The organism is Micromonospora musae (assembly GCF_003626545.1).
GTDB lineage: Bacteria > Actinomycetota > Actinomycetes > Mycobacteriales > Micromonosporaceae > Micromonospora > Micromonospora musae.
On the sequence record NZ_RAZS01000007.1, the window covers coordinates 417,525 to 438,293 of the forward strand.

Consider the following 20,769-nt stretch of genomic DNA (forward strand, 5'->3'; position numbering starts at 1 on the left):
GCCCCGGGCCGAGGTGGCCCGGGGCTACGGTCCGGTGTCCGCGGCGGGCGAGCCGTCGCGGACACCGTCTGCGCCTAGCGGACGGTGAACCCGACCGCTCGCGGGGACGCCTCGGCGATCTCGACGTAGGCGACCTTGTCGACCGGCACGATCACGCGCCGGCCCTTCTCGTCGGTCAGGGACAGCGTGCCGCTGTTATTGGCGATGGCGTCGGTCACGATCTGCTCGATCTCGGCCGGCGCCTGCGCGCTCTCCAGAACCAGCTCGCGCGGCGCGTACTGCACGCCGATCTTGACCTCCACGGTGCCTCCTCAACTGGGGCGAAAGAGCCGCCGTGGGGAAGGCTATCCGATCTCGGCCGTGGCGGTCAGGCTGACTCACCCTGCCGCCGGTCAGCGAGTGGATCCGGATCCGCCCGGGCCGGTCAGGCCGACTCGTCCTTGAGCGGGAAGCTGGCGATGCCCCGCCAGGAGAGGGCGGCCACCAGCGCCTCGGCCTCCGCTTTCGGCACCTGCCGCCCGCCCGCCAGCCAGAACTGCGCCGCGGTCTCGGCCGCGCCGACCAGACCGGACGCGAGCAGCTCGGCGTGCGCGCGGCTCACCCCGGTGTCCGAGATGATCGTGTCGGTGATCGCCGCGATGCAGCCCTGCTCGACCCGCTCGACGCGCTGCCGCACGGCCGGGTCGTTACGCAGGTCCGACTCGAAGACCAGCCGGAACGCCTCGCTCTCGTGGTCGACGAAGTCGAAGTACGCCCGCACCGAGGCGCCGACCCGCTCCTTGTTGTCGTCGGTGCTGCGCATCGCCTCCTGCACCTTGGCCACGATCGCGTCGCAGTGCGTGTCCAGCAGCGCCAGGTACAGCTCCATCTTGCCGGGGAAGTGCTGGTAGAGCACCGGCTTGGAGACCCCTGCCCGCTCGGCGATGTCGTCCATCGCGGCCGCGTGGTAGCCCTGGGCGACGAACACCTCCTGGGCCGCGGCGAGCAGCTGCTTACGACGCGCGGAGCGCGGCAGCCGGGTGGGCCGGCCGGCGGTCTGCGCACCGTTCCCCACAGCGGTCATGGGAACCTCCGAGTTTCTCCGTACGGGCCGACATGTTTACCCCGAACCAATCGGGCTCGATCACCCGTCGCGGAATTGGCCCGCCGCTGTAACTTATCGCCACTGTCACCACACGGTAGCCTCAGCGGGGGCGACCAAGGAGCGCGCGGTGAGTGAAGCAGGTCAACCCGGTGCCGCCACCCCGGGAGAGCACGGTGACGGGACGGGTCAGCAGGATCCTTCCCGCTCCACCAGCGGATGGGCGCCCCCGGCGACCGCTTGGCACGCCTCCGGCGAACCGGGCGCGTCCGGCGAGCCGGCGCGCTGGGTACCCGATCCGGCCTCCGGCTGGGCCGCCTCCTCGCCCCGCCACGGCGACCTCCCGGCGCCGGTCACCGGCCTCCCCGACGACCCCGAGCCCCCGGCGCGGGTGAACGGGCACCACGCCAACGGGGTCTCCTACTCGCCGGACGAGGCGTCCGCGAGCCGCCGGGCGCCGGTGAGCGCCCCACCCGTCGACGAGGACCGACGCGATCACGGCAGTGAGCGCCTGGTGGTGCCCGCCCAGCGTCCCGCGCCCGCGGCGGAGCAGGCGTACGGCCCGACCGAGCCGGAGCCGGGCCCCGCGCGGCACGGCTCCGAGGAGGCGCCGAGAACCCGGCCCCACTGGGCCGAGCCGGGACGGCCGACCTCGGCGCCGCCGGCCGTCCAGGTCCCGCCGGTCGGCACCGCGCCGTCCGGCTTCGAGGTGCCCCCGGGCTTCCAGGCACCCACCGTCGACGGCCCCGCAGCCGAGGAGCAGCAGCCCGAGCAGCACGGCTGGGCCGACGGGTATCCTCCCGCCGCCGAGCCGGGCCCGGCGCAGTCGTGGGCACCCGCCGAGCCGTCGGCCGGCGAGCCCGACTGGTCCGGTCCCAGCTGGAACCGGCCGAGCTGGGGATCCGCCTGGGCCCCGTCGTGGTCGCGGCAGGACGAGGAACCGGCCCACCGGCGCTCCCGGGAGGGCGACGAGGCCAGCGCAGACCGGGTCGGCGAGTCCGACGTTTCGTCGGGCCAGCCGGCCGAGGCCGGCGAGCCGGTCGGGCGTCGCGGCCGGGAGGACGACGAGTCGGTCGGCCGCCGCCAGCACGCGCCCGCCGGGCAGCTGGATCGCGGGGCCGGCGAGCCGGTGCCGCGCCAGGACGCCGACGCGTCGACCGCGCGGGCGGGCCACGACGCCGACGAGTCGGCCGGGCGGCGAGCGTGGGAGCAGAGCGCACCGGCCTGGGCGGAGCAGCATCGGCCGTACGAGCCGGTCCGGGCGGAGCCGGGCCGCCCCTACGAGCCGGTCCGCGCCGAGCCGTCCCAGCCCTACGACGTCACCCGTGCCGGGTCCGAGCCCGGCCGCGCCGCCGAGGCGGCACGCCCGGCCTGGGCCGCGGAGCGTACGCCGCCCGCACCGGCCGACGCGCCGCCGGAGCCCACCTCGCCGCCGGTGGAGCGGCCCGCGTGGGCCGGCGAGCGGCGAGTGCCCGGGTCCGGGCAGTCCGGCTCTCCGGTGGCAGCCGAGCGGCCCGCGTGGGCCGGCGAGCGGCGAGTGCCCGGGTCCGAGCAGTCCGGCTCTCCGGCGGTGGAGCGGCCCGCCTGGGCCGCCGGGTCCGAGGCGAACAGCACGCAATCCGGGCCGCCGGCCGGCGCGCCACCGGTGGCACCCGCCGCCGCGCCGTCCGCTCCGGCCGTTCCCGGGCGGCCCGCCTGGGCGGGCGGGTCCGGGGAGTCCCCGTCCGACCGGCCGTCCTGGGCCGCCGCCCGCCCCACGAGCGTCCCGCCGGTGGTACGCGAGGCGAGCCCGACCGATCGCCCCGAGCCGACGCCGCGCCGTGCCGCCGAGGCCTTCCGCCGCCGCCCGCTCGACGCGGACGCGGCGAACCGGACGCCGCCGGAGACCCCGGCCGCCGGCCGCCACCTGCCTGACCCGGCGCCGGGCGTGACCCGGGAGGCATCCACCCCGCCCGGTCCCGCCGCCTCCGCCACGAGCGGAGCCGGTCGCCACGACCACGCCCCCGCCACGCCCGCCGCGATGGGCGGGCCTGGATACGCGGCCCGCCGATCCGCACCCGACCCGGCGCCCACGGCCGACCAGCCCGTCGGCCGGCCGCCGGACCCGACGTCGGCGGTGCTGCCGCAGCGCGTCCCCGCCGAGCCGGACGTGCCCGTCGTGCCGGAGCCGCCAGCCGTGGAGCCACCCGCCGAGACTCCGCAACTCGCCCGCATCGCCACCCACCTGCGTCGTGACGACGAGCCCGCGACGCCCCAGGAACGCCCCGAGGGGTTCGACGTCAACGCGATCCTCGGCGCGGTACGGGAGGTGGCGGGCGTCCGCGACGCGTCGCTGCGGCGTACCCCGGCGGGGGCGCACAGCCTCCGCCTCGATCTCTCCGACGGGGCGGATCCGGCCGAGGTGAGCCGGCAGGTCGCCCGCCTGCTCCAGGAGCGGATGGGGCTCGCCGCCGCTCCGCAGAACCTGCCGGGTCTGCCGGCCGCGCCGAGCGTGCCCACCGTGCCGGTCCGCCGCCGCACGGCGGTACGTGACCCGGAGCCTGCCCAGTCCGCAGGTGCCGTTCGGGAGGTCCGCGCGGATCGACCCGCCTTGACCGAGGCGGCGACCGGTGCGGAGGCCCCCGCCCGGCCCGCGCGTCCCGAGCCGGAGCCGCTGCGCCGGCGCCGTCCCTCCGGACCGCCCCGGGGTCGGGCCTCGGTGGACGAGACGCCGGTCGGCGGGGCCACCGGGAGCCCGGTGAACCTCGGGGCGTCGTACTCCGGCGCGCAGTTGACGACCACGGAGAGCGGGCCGTCGCGTCCACTGGACACCGGTGGGGTCCCCGGCCCGCGCGTGGTGATCGATCACGTCCAGGTGAGCACGTTCGGCCTCGACGCCAATGTGGAGGTACGGCTCATCGCCGCCGGTGAGACCGCCGCCGGCTACGCCACGGGCCCGGCCGTCGACGGCTACGTCCTGCGGCTCTGCGGGGTGGCCGCCGCGGCGGCCGTCGACGAACTGCTGCGCCGCCCGGCCGGCTCCGAGGGCGGGCGGTGCTTCGTCGAGCACGCCGCCGTCGTGCCGTTCGGCAACTGCGAGGTGGCCACCGTGGTGGTGCTGCTGGTCTGCGACGGCTGGGTCGAGCAACTGGCCGGGTCGGCGCTCGTCGCGGGCGATCCGCGGCAGGCGGTCGTCCGGGCCACCCTGGCTGCCGTGAACCGTCGACTCGAGGCGCTGCTGGCCGACCGGCCGTAGGCCCGGCCCGCGATCCGCCGGGGGCCGCCGGCTCTCGGCGACGCGCTGCCGGCCGGGCCGTTCCCGGGCAGACTGAGGCGATGAAGCGCGCCACCCTCTGCCCGGAGCGGCTGCTCCCGCAGCACGGGGTTCCGCCGCCGTGGCCGGGCCGGGAGGTCCGGCTCGACGGCATGGTCAGCTACGTCCGGGAGACCCCGGCCACCGTCCCGGGCGCGGAGCCGGCCCTGTACGTGCACGGACTCGGCGGCTCGTCGCAGAACTGGACCGACCTGGCCGGGCTGCTCTCCGGCAGGCTGGACGGCCAGGCGATCGACCTGCCCGGCTTCGGGCGCAGTGAGCCGGGCCTCCGTTACACCGTGCCGGCGTTCGCCGCGCGGCTGGTCCGCTACCTCGAACACTCCGACCGGGGACCGGTGCACCTCTTCGGCAACTCGCTCGGCGGGGCGATCACCGTGCAGCTCGCCGCGCTCCGCCCCGACCTGGTACGCACCCTGACGCTGATCTCCCCGGCCCTGCCCTTCCTCAACTTCGGGCGTTCGTTGCAGGGCCGGATGCTGCCGCTGCTCGCCCTGCCCGGGGCGGAGCGGATGGCCGCCCGGCGCCTGACCGAGCTGGCGCCCGAGGCGATGGTCGAGAAGTTGCTGGAGGCGTGCGTCGCCGACCTGAGCCGGATCTGCGAGCAGCGCCGGCGGGAGGCGTTGGAGGAGATCCGGGTGCGCTATGAGGCCGAGCACTACGCGGCCGCGTACGTCCGCACGTTTCGTGGGCTCGTCTCCAGCTTCCTGCGGTCGTACCTGCCCGGGTCGGGGTCGCTCTGGCGGCTGGCCCGGTCGGTGCGGGCACCCACCCTGGTGGTGGGCGGTGGGCGGGACCGTCTCGTGGACGTCCGGGTCGCTCCGCAGGCGGCTCGGGTGATTCCGGACAGTCGGCTGCTGATGCTGGGCGGGGTGGGTCACGTGGCGCAGCTCGAGGAGCCGCGGCTGGTGGCCCGGGCGGTGCTGGGACTACTCACCGAAACGGGGGAGGGTGCGCAGCGTCACGATCTGGCAGGCTGAGCCGGATGCCCAGCTCCGCGCCGCGCTCCGCCGGCGACCCGACCGTCGGCCGGCAGCCGGTCGATCCGCCGGTGCTCCCGCCGCGCAGGTCCGTCCGCGGCGCGGCACCCGGCTGGCCGGGCGGCGGTGACCGCCGCAGCGGCGCGGTCGCGGGGCCGTGGAGTCCGCACGGCCGCCGGTTCCAGTTGATCGCGCAGCTCTCGGTGGTGCTGCTCGCGATCGGGGCGGCGCTCGTCGTGATCATGCGGCATCAGGACGTCGCGGCCCGGCCGGTGCCGGTCGGCGCGGCGGAGCTGCCGTCCCCCGAGGGGCCGCTGCCGTTGCTCGGGTCGTCGCCGGTCACCGCCTCGCCCTCCGCCTCGCCGTCGCCGGTGTTCCAACTGCCGGGGCCGGTGCCCTCGGCCGGCTCGGGCCGTTTCGGCTACGACGATCGCACCGGGCCGGTGCTGGGCCGGGCCGGCGGGATCCAGCAGTACCGGGTCGCCGTCGAGGCGGGGAGCCGCGAGGAGGCGGGCGAGTTCGGCCGGGCCGTGCAGGTCGCGCTCACCGGTCCGGGTAGCTGGGTGGACAGTGGCCGGCTGCGGCTGCGACAGGTGCCCGGTGGAACGGATTCCGAATTCACCGTCTACCTGGCGACGGCCCGCACGGCGGGGCGGATGTGCGCGCAGGGCGGGGTGGACATCCGGGTCGACGGGCGTCCGTACACGTCCTGCCGGGCGCCGGGGAAGGTCATCATCAACCTCGACCGGTGGCGGCTCTCCGTGCCGCACTTCGTGCGGGCGAAGGTTCCGCTCTCGGTCTACCGGCTCTACGTGGTCAATCACGAGGTGGGTCACCAGCTGGGGCATCGCCACGAGCGCTGTCCGGGCAAGGGCCGGGTGGCGCCGGTGATGATGCAGCAGACGCTCTTCCTCAACGGGTGCGTGGCCAATCCCTGGCCGTACCGGGACGGCCGCCGGTACGCCGGCCCGCCGCTCTGACGCGCTGTTTCGTACTGTCTGCGTGCCTTAAGATGTATTCATCCTAATCACATCTTTCGTCGCCATTAATTGGCCTGACGAATCAGCGGGGCATTAGCCTTGAACATCCGGAAATAAGCGGTTGATCTGGCAGTCTGAAGGGCATGACGTCGTCGTCCCCCTACGGCCCGCCGGCTTCCCGTGGCGAGCGGCCCCCCGCACTGCTGCGGACCCGCTCGCGGCGCCGCGGCGCCGTTCTGCTCGGGCTGGCGCTGCTGCTCGCGACCGCCGCCGGAACCGTTGTCACCTGGGGCGACGAACCCTCCACGCCCGCTACCGTGGCGGACCGGCTGCCCGAGGGCGGTGGGTTGGGGGCGCATGCCGAGCCGCAGGAGGCGCCGCCCGTCGTCGTCCCCTCGTACGGTCCGGGCCGATTCGTCGTCGCCACCGGTGGCACGCCCGTCGTCGGCGAGGACGGCCCGCTGCACCGCTACCGCGTCGTCGTGGAGGAGGGGGCCGGTCAGGACGTCGACGCCTTCGCGGCCAGCGTGGACGAGACCCTCGCCGACCCACGTAGCTGGATCGCCTCGGGCGAGCTACGGGTGCAGCGGGTGGCGGAGGCGGCGGAGGCCGACTTCACCGTCTACCTCGCCACCCCGGTCACCTCGGAGCGCATGTGCGCCGAGGGCGGCCTCAGCACCGAGGGCTACACCTCCTGCCGGCTGCCCGGGCAGGTCATCATCAACCTGGCCCGGTGGATGGAGGCGGTGCCGGACTACGGTGCCCCGCTCTCGGTCTACCGGACGTACGTGATCAACCACGAGATCGGGCACGAGTTCGGCGAGGGGCACGAGGCCTGCCCGGCGCCGGGCAGCCCGGCGCCGGTCATGCAGCAGCAGACGTACGGGCTGGAGGGCTGCCTCGCCAACGCCTGGCCCTACCTCGACGGCCGCCGCTACGCGGGCGAGATCATCCCCTAGCGTCGAGCCGCGATCCAGCTCCGGTGGCGGCGGTATCGACGACGGGGTGCGGCGATCGGCGGTGCTATTCCCCTCCCGAATTACGGGCGTCGTGTCCTCCCTCATGGCCGACGCGTCCGGTGCCGAGTGACAATGGCCGGGTTCGCACCGCCGATCCCGGGGAGTCCACCGTGTCGTTGCCCCCGCTCGTCGAGCCCGCCGCCGAGCTGACCGTTGACGAGATCCGTCGCTACTCGCGCCACCTGATCATCCCCGACGTCGGAGTCGAGGGACAGAAGCGGCTGAAGAACGCCCGGGTGCTCTGCGTGGGCGCCGGCGGTCTCGGCTCGCCGGCCCTGCTCTACCTCGCCGCCGCCGGCGTCGGCACGCTGGGGATCATCGACTTCGACACCGTCGACGAGTCGAACCTCCAGCGCCAGATCATCCACGGCGTCTCCGACGTCGGCCGGTCCAAGGCCGAGTCGGCCGCCGCGAGCATCCGCGAGATCAACCCCCTGGTCCAGGTGGAGATCCACAACACCGCGCTCGACCGGGAGAACGTCCGCGACATCTTCGCCCAGTACGACCTGATCGTCGACGGCACCGACAACTTCGCCACCCGCTACATGGTCAACGACGCGGCGGTGCTGCTCGGCAAGCCGTACGTCTGGGGGTCGATCTACCGCTTCGACGGCCAGGCCTCGGTCTTCTGGTCCGAGCACGGCCCCTGCTACCGCTGCCTCTACCCGGAGCCCCCGCCGCCCGGCATGGTCCCCTCCTGCGCGGAGGGCGGCGTGCTCGGTGTGCTCTGCGCCTCGATCGGCTCGATCCAGGTCAACGAGGCGATCAAGCTGATCACCGGCATCGGCGAGCCGCTGGTCGGCGGGCTGATGGTCTACGACGCCCTGGAGATGTCGTACCGGAAGATCAAGGTGCGCAAGGACCCGAACTGCGCGCTCTGCGGCGAGAACCCGACCGTGACCGACCTGCTGGAGGACTACGAGGACTTCTGCGGCGCGGTGTCGGAGGAGGCGCAGGAGGCGGTCGTCGACTCGACCATCACCGCGCTGGAGCTCAAGGAGTGGCAGGACGCCGGCAAGGACGTCTTCCTGGTGGACGTCCGGGAGCCGGCCGAGTACGAGATCGTCCGCATCCCCGGCGCGACGTTGATCCCGAAGGGCGAGATCCTCTCCGGTGAGGCGCTCTCCCGCCTCCCGCAGGACCGGCAGATCGTGCTGCACTGCAAGTCCGGGGTCCGCTCGGCCGAGGCGCTCGCCGCGCTCAAGGCCGCCGGGTTCCGGGACGCGGTGCACGTCCAGGGCGGCGTGCTCTCCTGGATCAAGCAGATCGATCCGTCGCTGCCCGCGTACTGACCGACCGGGCGGGGTCGGGGCGGGCTGGAACCGCTCCGACCTCGGCCGATCCTCCGAGGCGGAATCGCGTTTACGCAGGTAGCGTCTCCGCCGTGGTCGACTTGGACGCCGCCATCGGCTTCGTGGTGGCTCGTGGGGATGCGGTGGAACGCGCCCGCCTCTCCCGGCTGCGCACCGGAGCCCCGGCGCCGGTCGAGCTGATCGAGCGGGCCGAGTTCGGGCAGGCGCCCGACGGCGGCTGGCCGGCGACCCTCGACGGTCCGATCGGCTCGGTCGACGCCACCTGCTTCCGCCTCGCCGAGCTGGACGATCTGGGCGCGCTCGGCCGACCGGCGGCCCGGCACGCCCTGGACTGGCTCGCCACCCGGCAGTCGGCCGACGGCGGCTGGGAGGAGGACCCGGCGCTCGCCGAGGTCGCACCCGACTGGGCCCGCCCCGGCGATCCGGAGGCAGGCTTCTACCTCACCGCCAACGCCGGCTTCTGGCTGACCGTCGCCGGGCTCGACGCCCGATCCGCCGGCCCGCTCGACCACCGGGTCGGCGGGGCGTACGCCGGGGTGGTGCAGGCGGCGGCCCAGGCCGTCGTCGAGCGGCTCGGGCCCGACGGGAGCTGGCCGTCGTTCCTGCCGGCCGGTTGGCTGAGCGCGGCCGTGCTGCACCGGCAGGGCAGGTACGACGAGTCGGCGCGGATCCAGGCGGTGCTCGCCGAGCGGATCCCCGAGCTCTCCCCGGCGGACGCGGCCTGGCTCGCCGCGAGCCTGCGCCGCGTCGGGGTGGGCGAGCAGCAGTGGCTCCTCGTCTCCGCCCGCCGCCGGCTCACCGAGACCCAGCGCAGCGACGGCGGCTGGGACAGCGACGACGGCCACCAGTTCGACGTGCACACCACGCTCCGCGCGGTCCGCGCCTGCCTCACCCCGAGCACCGGGCCCGACTGACGGGGCGCGGCCGCCGGTCAGCCGCGCAGGTGGCCGTCGCCGGTTACCACGTACTTGGTGCTGGTGAGCTCGGGCAGGCCCATCGGGCCGCGAGCGTGCAGCTTCTGCGTGGAGATGCCGATCTCGGCGCCGAAACCGAACTCGCCCCCGTCGGTGAACCGGGTCGAGGCGTTCACCATCACCGCCGCCGCGTCCACCCGGGCCACGAACTCGCGGGCCGCCCCGGTCGAGTCGGTGACGATCGCCTCGGTGTGCCCCGTGCCGTAGCGCCGGATGTGCGCGACCGCCGCGTCGAGGGAGTCCACCACGGCGACCGAGATCTCCGCGGCGAGGTACTCGGTGGCGAAGTCCTCCTCGGTCACCGGCAGCACGGCGGCGGAGTGCGCGACGACCCGCTCGTCACCGTGCACCGTGACGCCCGCCTCGGCGAACGCGGCAAGCATCGGCGGCAGGAAGGTCTCCGCGACGGCCGCGTGCACGAGCAGCGACTCGGCGGTGTTGCAGGTGGAGAGGCGCTGCGTCTTCGCGTTCAACGTGATCGCCACGGCCATCGACACGTCGGCGGCGGCATCGACGTAGACGTGGCAGTTGCCGACCCCGGTCTCGATCACCGGGACGGTCGACTCCTCGACCACGGTGCGGATCAGCGACGCGCCACCGCGCGGGATCAGCACGTCGACCAGCCCGCGGGCGCGCATCAGCTCCTTGACCGAGTCGCGGGAGGTGGCGTCGAGCAACTGGACCGCGTCGGGCGGCAACCCCGCCCCGGCGACCGCGTCGCGCAGCACCGCGACCAGCGCGGAGTTCGAGTTGGCGGCGGAGGAGGAGCCGCGCAGCAGCGCCGCGTTGCCGGACTTCAGACAGATCCCGGCGGCGTCGACCGTCACGTTCGGGCGGGCCTCGTAGATGATCCCGACCACGCCGAACGGCACCCGGATCTGCCGCAGCTCGAGCCCGTTGGGCAGGGTCGAGCCGCGTACCACCTCGCCGACCGGGTCGGGCAGCGCGGCCATCTGCCGCAGCGCGTCGGCGATGCCGGCCACCCGCTCCGCGTCGAGGGCGAGCCGGTCCAGCACGGCCGCGCTCAGCCCGGCTTCCCGCCCGGCCGCCAGGTCGGTCGCGTTCGCGGCGAGGATCTCGGGGGTACGCGCCACCAGCGCGTCGGCCATCGCGTGCAGCGCGGCGTCCTTGGTCGTACGCGTCGCGAGGGCCAGCGCCTCCGCCGCCACCCGCGCCCGCCGTGCCTGCTCCACCACGCTCATGCCGCCACTCCGCTGCGCTCCGTGCCGTCATGAGGCTCTACCGCGCTGCGTTGATGATTCGCTCGCTGTCGCTCGCTCACGTCAACCCTCCGCCCTGAGCTGATCTGCTCATTCGTCACTCCTCACAGCAGCACCAGGTCGTCGCGGTGGACGACCTCACGTTCGTACGCCGGGCCGAGCGCCGCGGCGAGCTCCGGAGTGGAGCGACCGAGCAGTCCGGGCAGCTCCACCGCGTCGTAGTTGACCAGCCCCCGGGCGACCGCCGCCCCCTGGGAGTCCACCAGGTCCACCGGGTCGCCGGCGGTGAACGCCCCGTCGACCGCCGTGATGCCGGCCGGTAGCAGCGACTTGCGTCGCCCGACCACCGCGGCGACCGCCCCCTCGTCCAGGTGCAGCCGGCCCCGGGGCGAGGTCGCGTGCGCGAGCCAGAAGAGCCGCGCGGCCGGGCGCTGACGCTGCGGATGGAAGAAGGTGCCGACCGCCTCGCCGGCCAACGCCGGGGCGGCCAGCGGTGCGGCGGTGAGCACGACCGGGATGCCGAACCCGGTGGCGATCCGGGCCGCCTCGACCTTCGTCACCATGCCGCCGGTGCCGACCCCGGCGCGCCCGGCGCCGCCGATCGTGACGCCCGTGAGGTCCTCCTCGCTGCGTACCTCGGTGATCCGGGTGGAGTCGGGTCGGCGGGGGTCGCCCGTCCAGAGCGCGTCGACGTCGGAGAGGAGCACGAGCAGGTCGGCCTGGACGAGCGCGGCCACCAGCGCGGCCAGCCGGTCGTTGTCGCCGAACCGGATCTCCTCGGTGGCCACCGTGTCGTTCTCGTTGACGATCGGCACCGCCCGCAGGTCGAGCAGCTTGCGCAGGGTCCGGTACGCGTTGCGGTAGTGCGCCCGCCGGGTCACGTCGTCGACGGTGAGCAGCACCTGCCCCACCGTCCGCTGGTGCCGGGCGAAACTGGCCGCGTACCGGCCGATCAGTTGGCCCTGCCCGACGCTCGCCGCGGCCTGCTGGGTGGCCAGGTCGCGTGGGCGGCGGGACAGCCCCAGCGGCGCCAGGCCGGCCGCGATCGCGCCGGAGGAGACCAGCACGACTTCCCGGCCGTCGTCGGCGAGCGCCCCGAGGGTGTCGACCAGCGCGTCGACCCGTTCCCCGGCCAGACCGCCGGTCGCGGTGGTCAGCGAGGAAGATCCGATCTTGACGACGACGCGTCGGGCTGCCGTTACCGCTTCACGCACAACGACCATTCTGCGTGGTCACGGCGGCGCAGCCCCGCGACGTTCCCATAGTGTGGCGCGCTGTGACACCTGACGAGTACGTCGAGGCGGTGCTGGACCTGGTCGAGCGGATCCCACCGGGCCGGGTGATGTCGTACGGGGCGGTCGCCGATGCGCTCGCCGATCGCTCGGGTCGCAGCTCGGCCCGGCTGGTGGGCAACATCATGGCCCGGCACGGCGGGGCGGTGCCCTGGCACCGGGTGGTCAACTCGACCGGGCGGCTGCCGCCGGGGCACGAGCGGGAGGCCCGGGCCCGGTTGCTCGCCGAGGGGACGCCGCTGCGCGCGTCCGGGGTGGACCTGGCGGCGGCCGGCTGGTCACCGGAGGGCGAGGGCACGTGGCCGCCGGAAGGGAGGATGTGACCGGCGCCATAACGTGAGTAGCATTCGGCGCCATGAACGCCCCGCCGGCCGGCCCGCTCCCCGCCCCGGGCCGTCTGCCGCGTCGGGTGCACCTCGGCTACGCGCTCGGCTCGCTCGCCACCGGCGCCTTCGGCACCGTGCCCGGCCTGCTGCTGCTGCCGTACCTCACCGACACGCTGGGGGTGGCCGCCGGGGTGGCCGCGCTGCTGGTGCTCGTACCGAAGGCGTGGGACGTGCTGGTCAACCCGGTGGCCGGCCGCATCTCCGACCGCACCGCGTCGCGCTGGGGTCCGCGCCGCCCCTACCTGCTCTTCGCCGGGCTGGCGCTCGCGCTGCTCTTCGCCGCCATCTTCGCCGCCCCGTTCGGATCGGGGAGCCCGGCCGCGGGGTACGTCGCGGTCGCCTTCCTCGCCACGGCCACCGCGTTCGCCTTCTTCCAGGTGCCGTACGTGGCGATGCCGGCCGAGCTGACCGAGGAGTACGCCGAGCGCACCCGGCTGATGACCTGGCGGATCGCCGTGCTGGCCCTCGCCATCCTGGTCTCCGGGGCGGTCGCCCCGATGGTGGTGAGCGCGGGCGGCGAAGGGCTCGCCGGGCACCGCTGGATGGGCCTCTTCGTGGCGGCACTGATCGCGTTCGGCGCGGTCGGCGCGTTCGCCGGCACCAGGGCCGCGCCCACCGGGCGGGTACGCGAGAGCGAGCCCACGCTTCGCGCCCAGCTCGCGGTCGCCGCCCGGAACCGCCCGTTCCGGGCGCTGCTGCTCTGCTTCGTGGTGCAGTCCGCCGGCGTGGCCACCATCCTGGCCGGGGTCAACTACTTCGCCGACCAGATCCTGCGGGACCCGCGGACCGGAGCGACGCTGCTCTTCGCCTGCTTCGTCGGGCCGGCGCTGCTGGTGATGCCGCTCTGGACCCGGATCGGTGCCCGGGTCGGCAAGCTCCGCGCCCTGGTCGCCGCGTCGCTGCTGCTCGCGGTGGGCGTGGCGGCGCTGGTGTCCGCCCCGCTCCTGCCGGCGGCCGCCATCTACCCGGTGGTCGCACTGGTCGGCGCCGGGTACGCGGGCCAGCAGGTCTTCGCGCTCGCCATGCTGCCCGACTGCATCAGCTGGGACGAGGCGCGCACCGGCCGGCGGCAGGCCGGTGTCTTCACCGGGGTGTGGACGGCGGGGGAGACCCTCGGGCTGGCGCTCGGGCCGGGCATCTACGGGCTGGTGCTCCAGCTCTCGGGCTACGTCTCCTCCGACACCGGAACGGCCGCGGCGCAGTCCGACCCGGCCCGGTTCGGCATCCTGCTCGGCTTCACCGTGCTCCCCGCCCTCCTGGTGGCCGCGCCGCTCGCCCTGCTGCGCCGCTACAACCTGCCCACCGCGAACGACGACGCCGACCGACCGGTCGTGGTGGGCAACGACAGCCGCTGAGCCGCACGGAGAGGGCCGAAGACCCATGAACGAGGAGCCGACCGGCGGCTGTGCGCTGCCGCAACAGGGGCTGCCCGCCGAGCGGGTGCTCGACGAGATCCACCTGCTGCGGGCCCAGGACCGGCCGACGCACGGCGGGCAGCTCTTCGCGTACGTCTACGACCCGGCCGTACCCGGCCTGGACGAGCTGGCCGCCACGGCGTACGCGGCGAGCGCGCACGTGAACGGGCTGGACCCGACCGCCTTCCCGTCCCTGCTGGCCATGGAGAACGCCCTGGTCGGGGCGGCCGCCGAGCTGCTCGGCGGCGGACCCGGCAGCACCGCGCCGGAGGTGGTCGGCAGCGTCACCAGCGGCGGCACCGAGTCGCTGATCCTGGCGGTCAAGGCGGCCCGGGACGCCCACCCGGAGATCAGCACGCCCCGGCTCGTGGTGCCGGCGAGCGGGCACGCGGCCTTCGCCAAGGCGGCCCACTACCTGCGGGTGGGGCTCGACGTGGTGCCGGTCGACCCGGGCACGCTGCGCCCCGACCCGGCCGCGACGGCCGCCGCCATCGGGCCGGAGACGGTGCTCGTGGCCTGCTCCGCCCCGTCGTACGCGCACGGCGTGATCGACCCGGTCGGCGAGATCGCCGCCGCGGCCGCCGCAGCGGGGGTGCGCTGCCACGTGGACGCCTGCTTCGGCGGCTGGACGCTGCCCTACCTGCGTCGGCTCGGCGTGCCGGTACCTCCGTTCGACTTCGCGGTGCCCGGGGTCACCTCGATCTCGGTCGACCTGCACAAGTACGCGTACGCCCCGAAGGGCGTCTCGGTGCTGCTGCACCGTGATCCGGCGCTGCGCGCCCCGCAGTACTTCGCGTACGCCGACTGGCCCGGCTACACGATGATCAATCCGACGATCGCCTCGACGCGCTCGGGCGGCCCGATTGCCGCCGCGTACGCCACCCTGCGGCACCTCGGCGACGACGGCTACCTGCGCCTGGCGGCGGCCACCCGGGACGCCGTGGCCGGGCTGGCCGACGCCGTGCGCCGCGTACCCGGGCTGCGGCTGATGGCCGAGCCGGAGTCGACAGTCGTCTGCTTCACCGCCACCGACCCGGAGCTCGACCTGTTCGTGCTGGTCGACGAGCTGACCGCCCGGGGCTGGCACACCCAGCCCCAGCTCTCGTACGCCGGCCTGCCGGCCAGCGTGCACCTCACGGTGACCGCCGCGGTGGCGACCCGGGTGGGCGAGTTCGGTCCGGCGCTGGCCGAGGCGGCGAAGGCCGTTCGGGCGGCCGGCCCGGTCGTGCTGCCCGAGCAGTTGCGCACCCTCGCCGGCACGCTCACCCCGGACGCGCTCACCCCCGAACTGGTCGGCGGGCTCGCCGCCGGCTTGGGGCTGGGCGGGTCCGCCGCCGCCCCGCCCGACCGGATGGCGGTGGTGAACACGCTGCTCGACGCCGCCGCGCCCGCGCTGCGGGAGCGGCTGCTGGTGGAGTTCGTGGGCCTGCTGCAACGCCCCCACTGGTGAGCCGCCCGACGCGGCAGCCCGGGTTCTCCGGGCCGCCGCGCCGTGCGGGGGTTGTCGTGCTGCTAGCCGGCCGTGCGGAGCTCGACGCGGTTGTCGCTCCGCTTCAGGTCGTCCCAGTACCGGTCCTGCGCGTCGAAGTGGACCACCTGCACGACCGGTCGCAGGTCGTCGTCGCCGGGCGGGTCGACCAGGAACCGGAACGTGTACGTCTTCCGCCCGCCCGCCGGCAGCGGATCCAGCAGACAAGCGGCGACCGGTCCCGCGTCGGCCGTCCGGCACCTGTCGAGGTCCGCCCCGTCGGGTTCGCCGATGCTGGTCAGCGTGTCGAAGCCCAGCCGGGGAACGTCCACAGGTCCCCGGTTGACGACAGTGACCGTCACCGTGCCGGTGCGTCGGCCCTGCCCGTCCGGCGGCCCGAGGGCCAGCTCACCGGCGGTCAGGGTGAGGTCGGTCAGCCGGGGATCTACTCCGAACTTCGTCGGCCCGGCCGTCTGGTCGAACCGGTCACCGGTCCACGCGTACGTCCGCCACTGCCCCTGCGGCCACCACGACGGCAGGCCGCAGCAGGGCTGTACGTCGGCGACGTGGACCCGGACCTTCCCGTCGTCCTGCACGGAGAAGTCGGCGATGTCGTCCATCCCCTCGGCGGCGCCGACCACCCGGCCCATGGTGACGATCCGGCCGGCGGCGTCGCGATCGAAGGCCACCACCTGTTTCCCGAGGGTCTCACCGTTGGCCCGGCAGCCGAGCAGGGCCACCGTCTCGACCGCACCGTCGCCGTCCAGGTCGCCGTGGCCCGGATCGCCGAGGAGGGCCGGCACCGAATCCACGTTCGGCCCCGGGCGGAGCCGCACGTCCTCGGTGCCGCAGCTCGGCGGGGAGTGCAGGTACTCCGGCCAGGCGGGCAGGTCGACGCGGGCGGCGAGGAGCTGGGACCGGCTGATCCGACCGTCCGGCGCCGCGGCGGTGGGGCTCACCGAGCTCGGGGTCGGCGTCGGCGGCACGGTCGACGACGGGCTCGGCTCGCCGGTCTGCGCCGGGCCGGGCGGCGGGGCGGAGCCCCGGTCCCGGGTCGTGTTCGCCGCCACCGGGATCGTGACCGCGAGCACCGCGACGGCGGCAGTCAGCACCGCTACCCGCTGGCGACGTCGCCGTACCGTCCGTCGCACCTCGGTGGGGCCGGCCGGCTGCACCGCCGGGGCGTACGCCTCGCGGAAAGCGGAGAACTCGCCGCTCACCAGAATGTCATCGAACTCAGGCATGACCGTTCCCCCCGTTCTCGCCGGCGAGCTGAACCGCCAGCGCCGTCCGGCCCCGGTGCAACCAGGACTTGACCGTGCCCTCCGGCACCCCCTCCTGCTCCGCGATCTGACCGACGGACAGATCCGCGAGGTAGTGCAGCACCACCGCGCGACGCTGGTTGGCCGGCAGCTGCGCCAGGGCGGCGGTCAGCGCCACCCGCTCCGGGCCGGGACCCGGCATGTGCTCCTCACGCTGCCGGCGCAGCCAGGACTGCGCGGTACGCAGCCGCCGCCAGCGGCTGGTGGCGAGGTTCCAGGCGACCCGCCGTACCCATGCCACCGGATCGTCGTAGCGCGACACCCGGGACCACCGGGCGAAGGCCCGGCAGAACGCCTCCTGCACCAGGTCCTGCGCCTGCGGCAGATCCCCGCAGTACGCCGCGAGCTGGAGCGTCAGCGACCGGAAGTGCGCATGGTAGAGGCCGTCGAAGTCGATTCCCTCGGCCTGCTCACGTGGCTGCGGGCGCTCCGCTGCCACCCCGGGTGGCGGCTCGCCCCGCCGTGGCTCCCTCGTCACCGTCATCTGGTCCTCCCCGTGCGTGCCGCGTCCGTGCGGCCGATGCCGATCACACGCCTCGATGCCGGCCCCGGTTGCACGGGTCTCCGCCGCCGCCGCTGTGGTTGACTGTCAGATCGGAGACAGGGGAGGGAGGCCCGAGGTGCAGGTACCGGCAGTGCTCGGCGAGCCGATCCGGTTCGTGCTGAACTGGGGTCGCCGCTACTCGCTCTGGGTCTTCAACTTCGGCCTGGCCTGCTGCGCGATCGAGTTCATCGCGACGAGCATGAGCCGGCACGACTTCATGCGGCTCGGGGTGATCCCGTTCGCGCACGGCCCCCGCCAGGCCGACCTCATGGTGGTCTCCGGCACGGTGACCGACAAGATGGCCCCGGCCATCAAGCGGCTCTACGACCAGATGCCCGAGCCGAAGTACGTCATCTCGTTCGGCGCCTGCTCCAACTGCGGCGGCCCCTACTGGGACTCGTACTCGGTGACCAAGGGGGTCGACCAGCTCATCCCGGTCGACGTCTACGTGCCCGGCTGCCCGCCCCGGCCGGAGGCGCTGCTGCACGGCATCCTCCGCCTCCAGGAGAAGATCGCCGCCGAGCAGTCCGGCCCCGGCGGGGTGTCCCGTCCCGACCTGCTCGCCCCGCCCGTCGACGCCCCGCCGAGCGACGGTGTTCTTCCGCGGTCGGTCGCGTCGCTCACCGCCCCGCCGGTACGCCCGCCCTCGGCCGGCTGACCCCCGACCGCCCGCGCACCTCTCGTCCGGCCGGCGAGCCCGTCCCCGGTCCCGGCCCGCCCGTGCCGGTGTCTGTACCGCCACCAGCGTCAAAAGGTCCGCCCCGGCGGCGAGCAGCAGTTGGCGGACGGGGGCTAGCCTGCGCACATGAGCAGCTCAGGGCCGCGCCGCGCCGCCCACATCGTCGACGTGTTGATCGCGGAGTTCGGGGAGTCGATGACGCTCGACCCCGCCGCCTTCCGCCGCAAGTTCCGCAAGATGGCCGCCTCCCCGTTCGCCTTCTACCGGGGCAGCGCCGCGCTCTTCTACGCCGACCAGCGCGGCGACTTCGCCGACGACCGGTTCCTCGACGAGCGCACCAGCCGGGTGTGGATCCACGGTGACCTGCACGCCGAGAACTTCGGCACCTACATGAACGCCTCGGGACAGCTGGTGTTCAACGTCAACGACTTCGACGAGGCGTACGTCGGGCCGTTCACCTGGGACCTGAAGCGCTTCGGGGCGAGCGTGGCGCTGCTCGGCTACGCCAAGGCGCTCTCCGATCAGGTGATCACCGAGCTGGTCACCAGCTTCGCCCACTCGTACCTGACCGAGCTGCGGGCGATCGCCGCGGGCGGCGACGACGCCATCGGCTCGATCACGCTCGACAACGCCGACGGGGTGCTGCGCCGGGTGCTCCAGCAGGCCCGGCTCTCCACCCGCGTCGACCTGCTCGCCGCGCAGACCACCATCGACAACTACGAGCGGCGCTTCTCCCTCGGCGACGGTGTGTACGAGGTCGACGACGAGACGCGCGGGCTGGTCACCGCCGCCTTCACGGCGTACCTCGGCACGCTGCCCGTCTCCTCGTCCCGGCTGCGTCCGGTCGAGACCCGGATCAAGGACGTGGTGCTGCGCAAGGGGGTGGGCATCGGCTCGGCCGGACTGCCGTCGTACAACCTCCTGCTGGAGGGGCACACGCAGGCGCTGGAGAACGACGTCGTCATCTACATGAAGCAGGCCCAGGTGCCCGCGGTGGCGCGGCACATCCCCGACGAGTCGATCCGCGCCTACTTCCAGCACCAGGGGCACCGGACGGCCGAGTCGCAGCGGGCGTTGCAGGCGCACGCCGACCCGTGGCTGGGCTTCACCGAGCTGGGCGGGGTCGGCCAACTGGTCGCCGAGGTCTCGCCGTACGCCGCCGACCTGGACTGGGCGGACGTCAACGAGCCGGAGGAGCTGGCCGGGGTGCTGGCCGACCTGGGTCGGGCGGTGGCCCGGATGCACTCGGTGGCCGACGACGAGTCCAGCCACGACCTGGTCGACTACTCCACCGAGGAGGCGATCACCGCGACGGTGGGGTGGGACGAGCCGGGCTTCGTGCGCCACCTGGTGGAGTTCGCCCACGAGTACGGGCTGCGCGCCCGGGAGGACCACCAGCTCTTCGTTGACGTGTTCCGCAACGGCCGGCTGCCCGGCATCTGAGCCGCCGGGCGGGGACCGCCGGGGCGTGCGGTCAGACGGCGAACTCCAGCACCACCTTGATGTCGTCCGGCCCGCTCGTGTACGCGTCGGCGTAATCCGACACCGCCACCCGCCGGCTGATCAGCGAGCTGAGCCAGAGCGGGTCGGCCCGGTGCAGCGCCTCCGCGGCCAGCTCCCAGTGCCGCCGGTTGGCGTTCACCGAGCCGAAGACCACGTTGTTCTCCAGCACCAGCTCGCGGTTGAGCGCGCCCGCGTCGAAGTCGATGGTCCGCCCGCCGCTGGAAACCCCGGCCAGGCAGACGATGCCGTTCGGCGCCGCCTTGCACATCACGTCGAGCACCACCCGGGGCGCTCCGGTGCACTCCAGCACGACGTCCGGCTCGAAGTCCAGCTCGTTGACGTGCACCGAGTGGTAGGTCGCGCCCAACGCGTTCACCAGTTCCGGCTTCGGGCCGCTGGTGGCGAGGTCGAGCACGTGCACGGAGAACCCGCGCTGGGCGGCGAGCAGGGCGGCGAGCAGGCCGATCGGGCCGGCCCCGGTGACCAGCACGACCCGCGGCTGCCACACCGCCCGCTGCCCGATGCGTTCGATGTGGTCCCACGCCTTCGCGACGATGCTTGTCGGTTCGAGCAGCATGCCGACCTGGCCGAGCGACCGGTCCAGCGGGACGGCGTACGGGGGCTGGATCCGCCAGCGTTCCCGGGCGAACCCGGGCAGCGCCTTGATGCCGTGCTCGGTGTAGCGGCCGTTGCGGCACATGTCCCACTCGCCGACCGCGCAGTTCGGGCAGGGCACCGGATCCGGGTGCCGGACGACCCCCGCCACCAGGTCGCCGGGTTGGAGGGTGCCGGTCGGGTCCTCGAGGACCCGACCCAGCGACTCGTGCCCGAGCACCAGGTGCCGCTCGCCCGGCGGCGCCTCGCCGTACTCCCCGGCGACGATCTCGTGATCGGTGCCGCAGACCCCGATGGCCAGGGACTCGACCAGGATCGGGCCCTCCTCGGTGGCCGGTTCCGGGTAGTCCTCGACCAGCTTCAGGGAGTCGGCGGTCCCGGGGGTCACAGTCACTGCGCGCACGACTCCCATCCTCGCCTCTCCGCCGGCCTCCCGACGGGCAAAGCGCAAGATGAGTCCCGTGCCGACCGGTCCCGGCGGTCCGGTCCGACCACGGTCAACGCGAGCCGCTCGGCCGGGCGAGCCCGCCGAGACAGGCCCTAGGTGTTCTGCCCGGAGAGGTTGGGGACGCGGCTGGCGGGTGGGCCGCCGAGGGCGGTGTGGTGGCGGTGATTGTTGTAGGCATGGAGCCAGGCGGGCAAGGCCGCTCGTCGGGCGGCTTCGGACC

At 74.4% G+C, this 20,769-nt stretch carries 18 protein-coding genes and 1 pseudogene; 11 read left to right on the plus strand and 8 right to left on the minus strand.

Features of this window, described 5'->3' with window-relative positions:
- Window positions 1-74 precede the first annotated feature (74 nt).
- Window positions 75-302, minus strand: a complete 228-nt coding sequence (locus tag D7147_RS21905) for a DUF3107 domain-containing protein (RefSeq protein WP_120680573.1) — start codon at window positions 300-302, stop codon at window positions 75-77.
- A 122-nt stretch (window positions 303-424) separates the two neighbouring features.
- Window positions 425-1,063: a TetR/AcrR family transcriptional regulator gene (locus D7147_RS21910; protein WP_120680574.1), complete on the minus strand. Its 639-nt coding sequence runs from the start codon at window positions 1,061-1,063 to the stop codon at window positions 425-427.
- Between the two features lie 148 nt (window positions 1,064-1,211).
- Here D7147_RS21910 and D7147_RS21915 point away from each other — a divergent pair, with 148 nt between their 5' ends.
- The 6 genes from D7147_RS21915 (at window position 1,212) to D7147_RS21940 (ending at window position 9,597) form a co-directional block, all read left to right on the plus strand.
- Window positions 1,212-4,316, plus strand: a complete 3,105-nt coding sequence (locus D7147_RS21915; protein WP_233563281.1) for a hypothetical protein — start codon at window positions 1,212-1,214, stop codon at window positions 4,314-4,316.
- 80 nt (window positions 4,317-4,396) lie between these two features.
- On the plus strand, window positions 4,397-5,371 hold the full coding sequence (locus tag D7147_RS21920; protein ID WP_120680576.1) for an alpha/beta fold hydrolase: 975 nt from the start codon (window positions 4,397-4,399) through the stop codon (window positions 5,369-5,371).
- 5 nt (window positions 5,372-5,376) lie between these two features.
- Window positions 5,377-6,351, plus strand: coding sequence for a DUF3152 domain-containing protein (locus D7147_RS21925; RefSeq protein ID WP_233563282.1), 975 nt, complete (start codon window positions 5,377-5,379; stop codon window positions 6,349-6,351).
- Between the two features lie 143 nt (window positions 6,352-6,494).
- Window positions 6,495-7,310, plus strand: a complete 816-nt coding sequence (locus D7147_RS21930) for a DUF3152 domain-containing protein (protein ID WP_120680579.1) — start codon at window positions 6,495-6,497, stop codon at window positions 7,308-7,310.
- Window positions 7,311-7,429: 119 nt separating this feature from the next.
- Window positions 7,430-8,662, plus strand: coding sequence for an adenylyltransferase/sulfurtransferase MoeZ (gene moeZ / locus D7147_RS21935; RefSeq protein ID WP_187398621.1), 1,233 nt, complete (start codon window positions 7,430-7,432; stop codon window positions 8,660-8,662).
- On the plus strand, window positions 8,623-9,597 hold the full coding sequence (locus D7147_RS21940; RefSeq protein ID WP_407663383.1) for a prenyltransferase/squalene oxidase repeat-containing protein: 975 nt from the start codon (window positions 8,623-8,625) through the stop codon (window positions 9,595-9,597). Before moeZ ends, D7147_RS21940 begins: the two co-directional genes overlap by 40 nt.
- A gap of 17 nt (window positions 9,598-9,614) precedes the next feature.
- Here D7147_RS21940 and D7147_RS21945 read toward each other — a convergent pair whose 3' ends face one another.
- Window positions 9,615-10,859, minus strand: a complete 1,245-nt coding sequence (locus tag D7147_RS21945; protein ID WP_120680583.1) for a glutamate-5-semialdehyde dehydrogenase — start codon at window positions 10,857-10,859, stop codon at window positions 9,615-9,617.
- A 122-nt stretch (window positions 10,860-10,981) separates the two neighbouring features.
- Window positions 10,982-12,091 (minus strand): glutamate 5-kinase, encoded by a 1,110-nt coding sequence (gene proB / locus D7147_RS21950; RefSeq protein WP_187398623.1) that lies wholly within the window; start codon window positions 12,089-12,091, stop codon window positions 10,982-10,984.
- A 62-nt stretch (window positions 12,092-12,153) separates the two neighbouring features.
- On the opposite strand from proB, the gene D7147_RS21955 reads away from it, so the two are divergent.
- From D7147_RS21955 to D7147_RS21965, 3 genes are read left to right on the plus strand one after another with little or no spacing between them, the layout of a single operon-like run.
- A complete protein-coding gene (locus D7147_RS21955; protein WP_120680587.1) occupies window positions 12,154-12,492 on the plus strand; it encodes an MGMT family protein in 339 nt (112 codons plus the stop codon).
- Between the two features lie 32 nt (window positions 12,493-12,524).
- Window positions 12,525-13,910 (plus strand): MFS transporter, encoded by a 1,386-nt coding sequence (locus D7147_RS21960; RefSeq protein ID WP_120680589.1) that lies wholly within the window; start codon window positions 12,525-12,527, stop codon window positions 13,908-13,910.
- Between the two features lie 25 nt (window positions 13,911-13,935).
- Window positions 13,936-15,420: a pyridoxal phosphate-dependent decarboxylase family protein gene (locus D7147_RS21965; protein ID WP_120680591.1), complete on the plus strand. Its 1,485-nt coding sequence runs from the start codon at window positions 13,936-13,938 to the stop codon at window positions 15,418-15,420.
- Window positions 15,421-15,482: 62 nt separating this feature from the next.
- On the opposite strand, the gene D7147_RS21970 is transcribed toward D7147_RS21965, so the two are convergent.
- Together D7147_RS21970 and D7147_RS21975 are read right to left on the minus strand one after the other, a co-directional pair.
- Window positions 15,483-16,682: a hypothetical protein gene (locus D7147_RS21970; protein WP_120680593.1), complete on the minus strand. Its 1,200-nt coding sequence runs from the start codon at window positions 16,680-16,682 to the stop codon at window positions 15,483-15,485.
- A complete protein-coding gene (locus D7147_RS21975; RefSeq protein ID WP_120680595.1) occupies window positions 16,675-17,244 on the minus strand; it encodes a SigE family RNA polymerase sigma factor in 570 nt (189 codons plus the stop codon). The genes D7147_RS21970 and D7147_RS21975 overlap by 8 nt, the downstream gene beginning before the upstream one ends.
- A gap of 136 nt (window positions 17,245-17,380) precedes the next feature.
- Here D7147_RS21975 and D7147_RS21980 point away from each other — a divergent pair, with 136 nt between their 5' ends.
- The gene (locus D7147_RS21980) at window positions 17,381-17,962 is read left to right on the plus strand and encodes an NADH-quinone oxidoreductase subunit B (protein WP_120680597.1); all 582 of its coding nucleotides are present in this window, start codon (window positions 17,381-17,383) and stop codon (window positions 17,960-17,962) included.
- Between the two features lie 147 nt (window positions 17,963-18,109).
- Entirely contained in the window at window positions 18,110-19,426 is a 1,317-nt protein-coding gene (locus tag D7147_RS21985) for a DUF2252 domain-containing protein (protein WP_120680599.1), read from the plus strand.
- Window positions 19,427-19,457: 31 nt separating this feature from the next.
- Here D7147_RS21985 and D7147_RS21990 read toward each other — a convergent pair whose 3' ends face one another.
- Window positions 19,458-20,504: a glucose 1-dehydrogenase gene (locus tag D7147_RS21990; RefSeq protein WP_199716817.1), complete on the minus strand. Its 1,047-nt coding sequence runs from the start codon at window positions 20,502-20,504 to the stop codon at window positions 19,458-19,460.
- Window positions 20,505-20,641: 137 nt separating this feature from the next.
- Window positions 20,642-20,769 (minus strand): annotated as a pseudogene (locus D7147_RS21995) (IS481 family transposase); the annotation flags it as partial.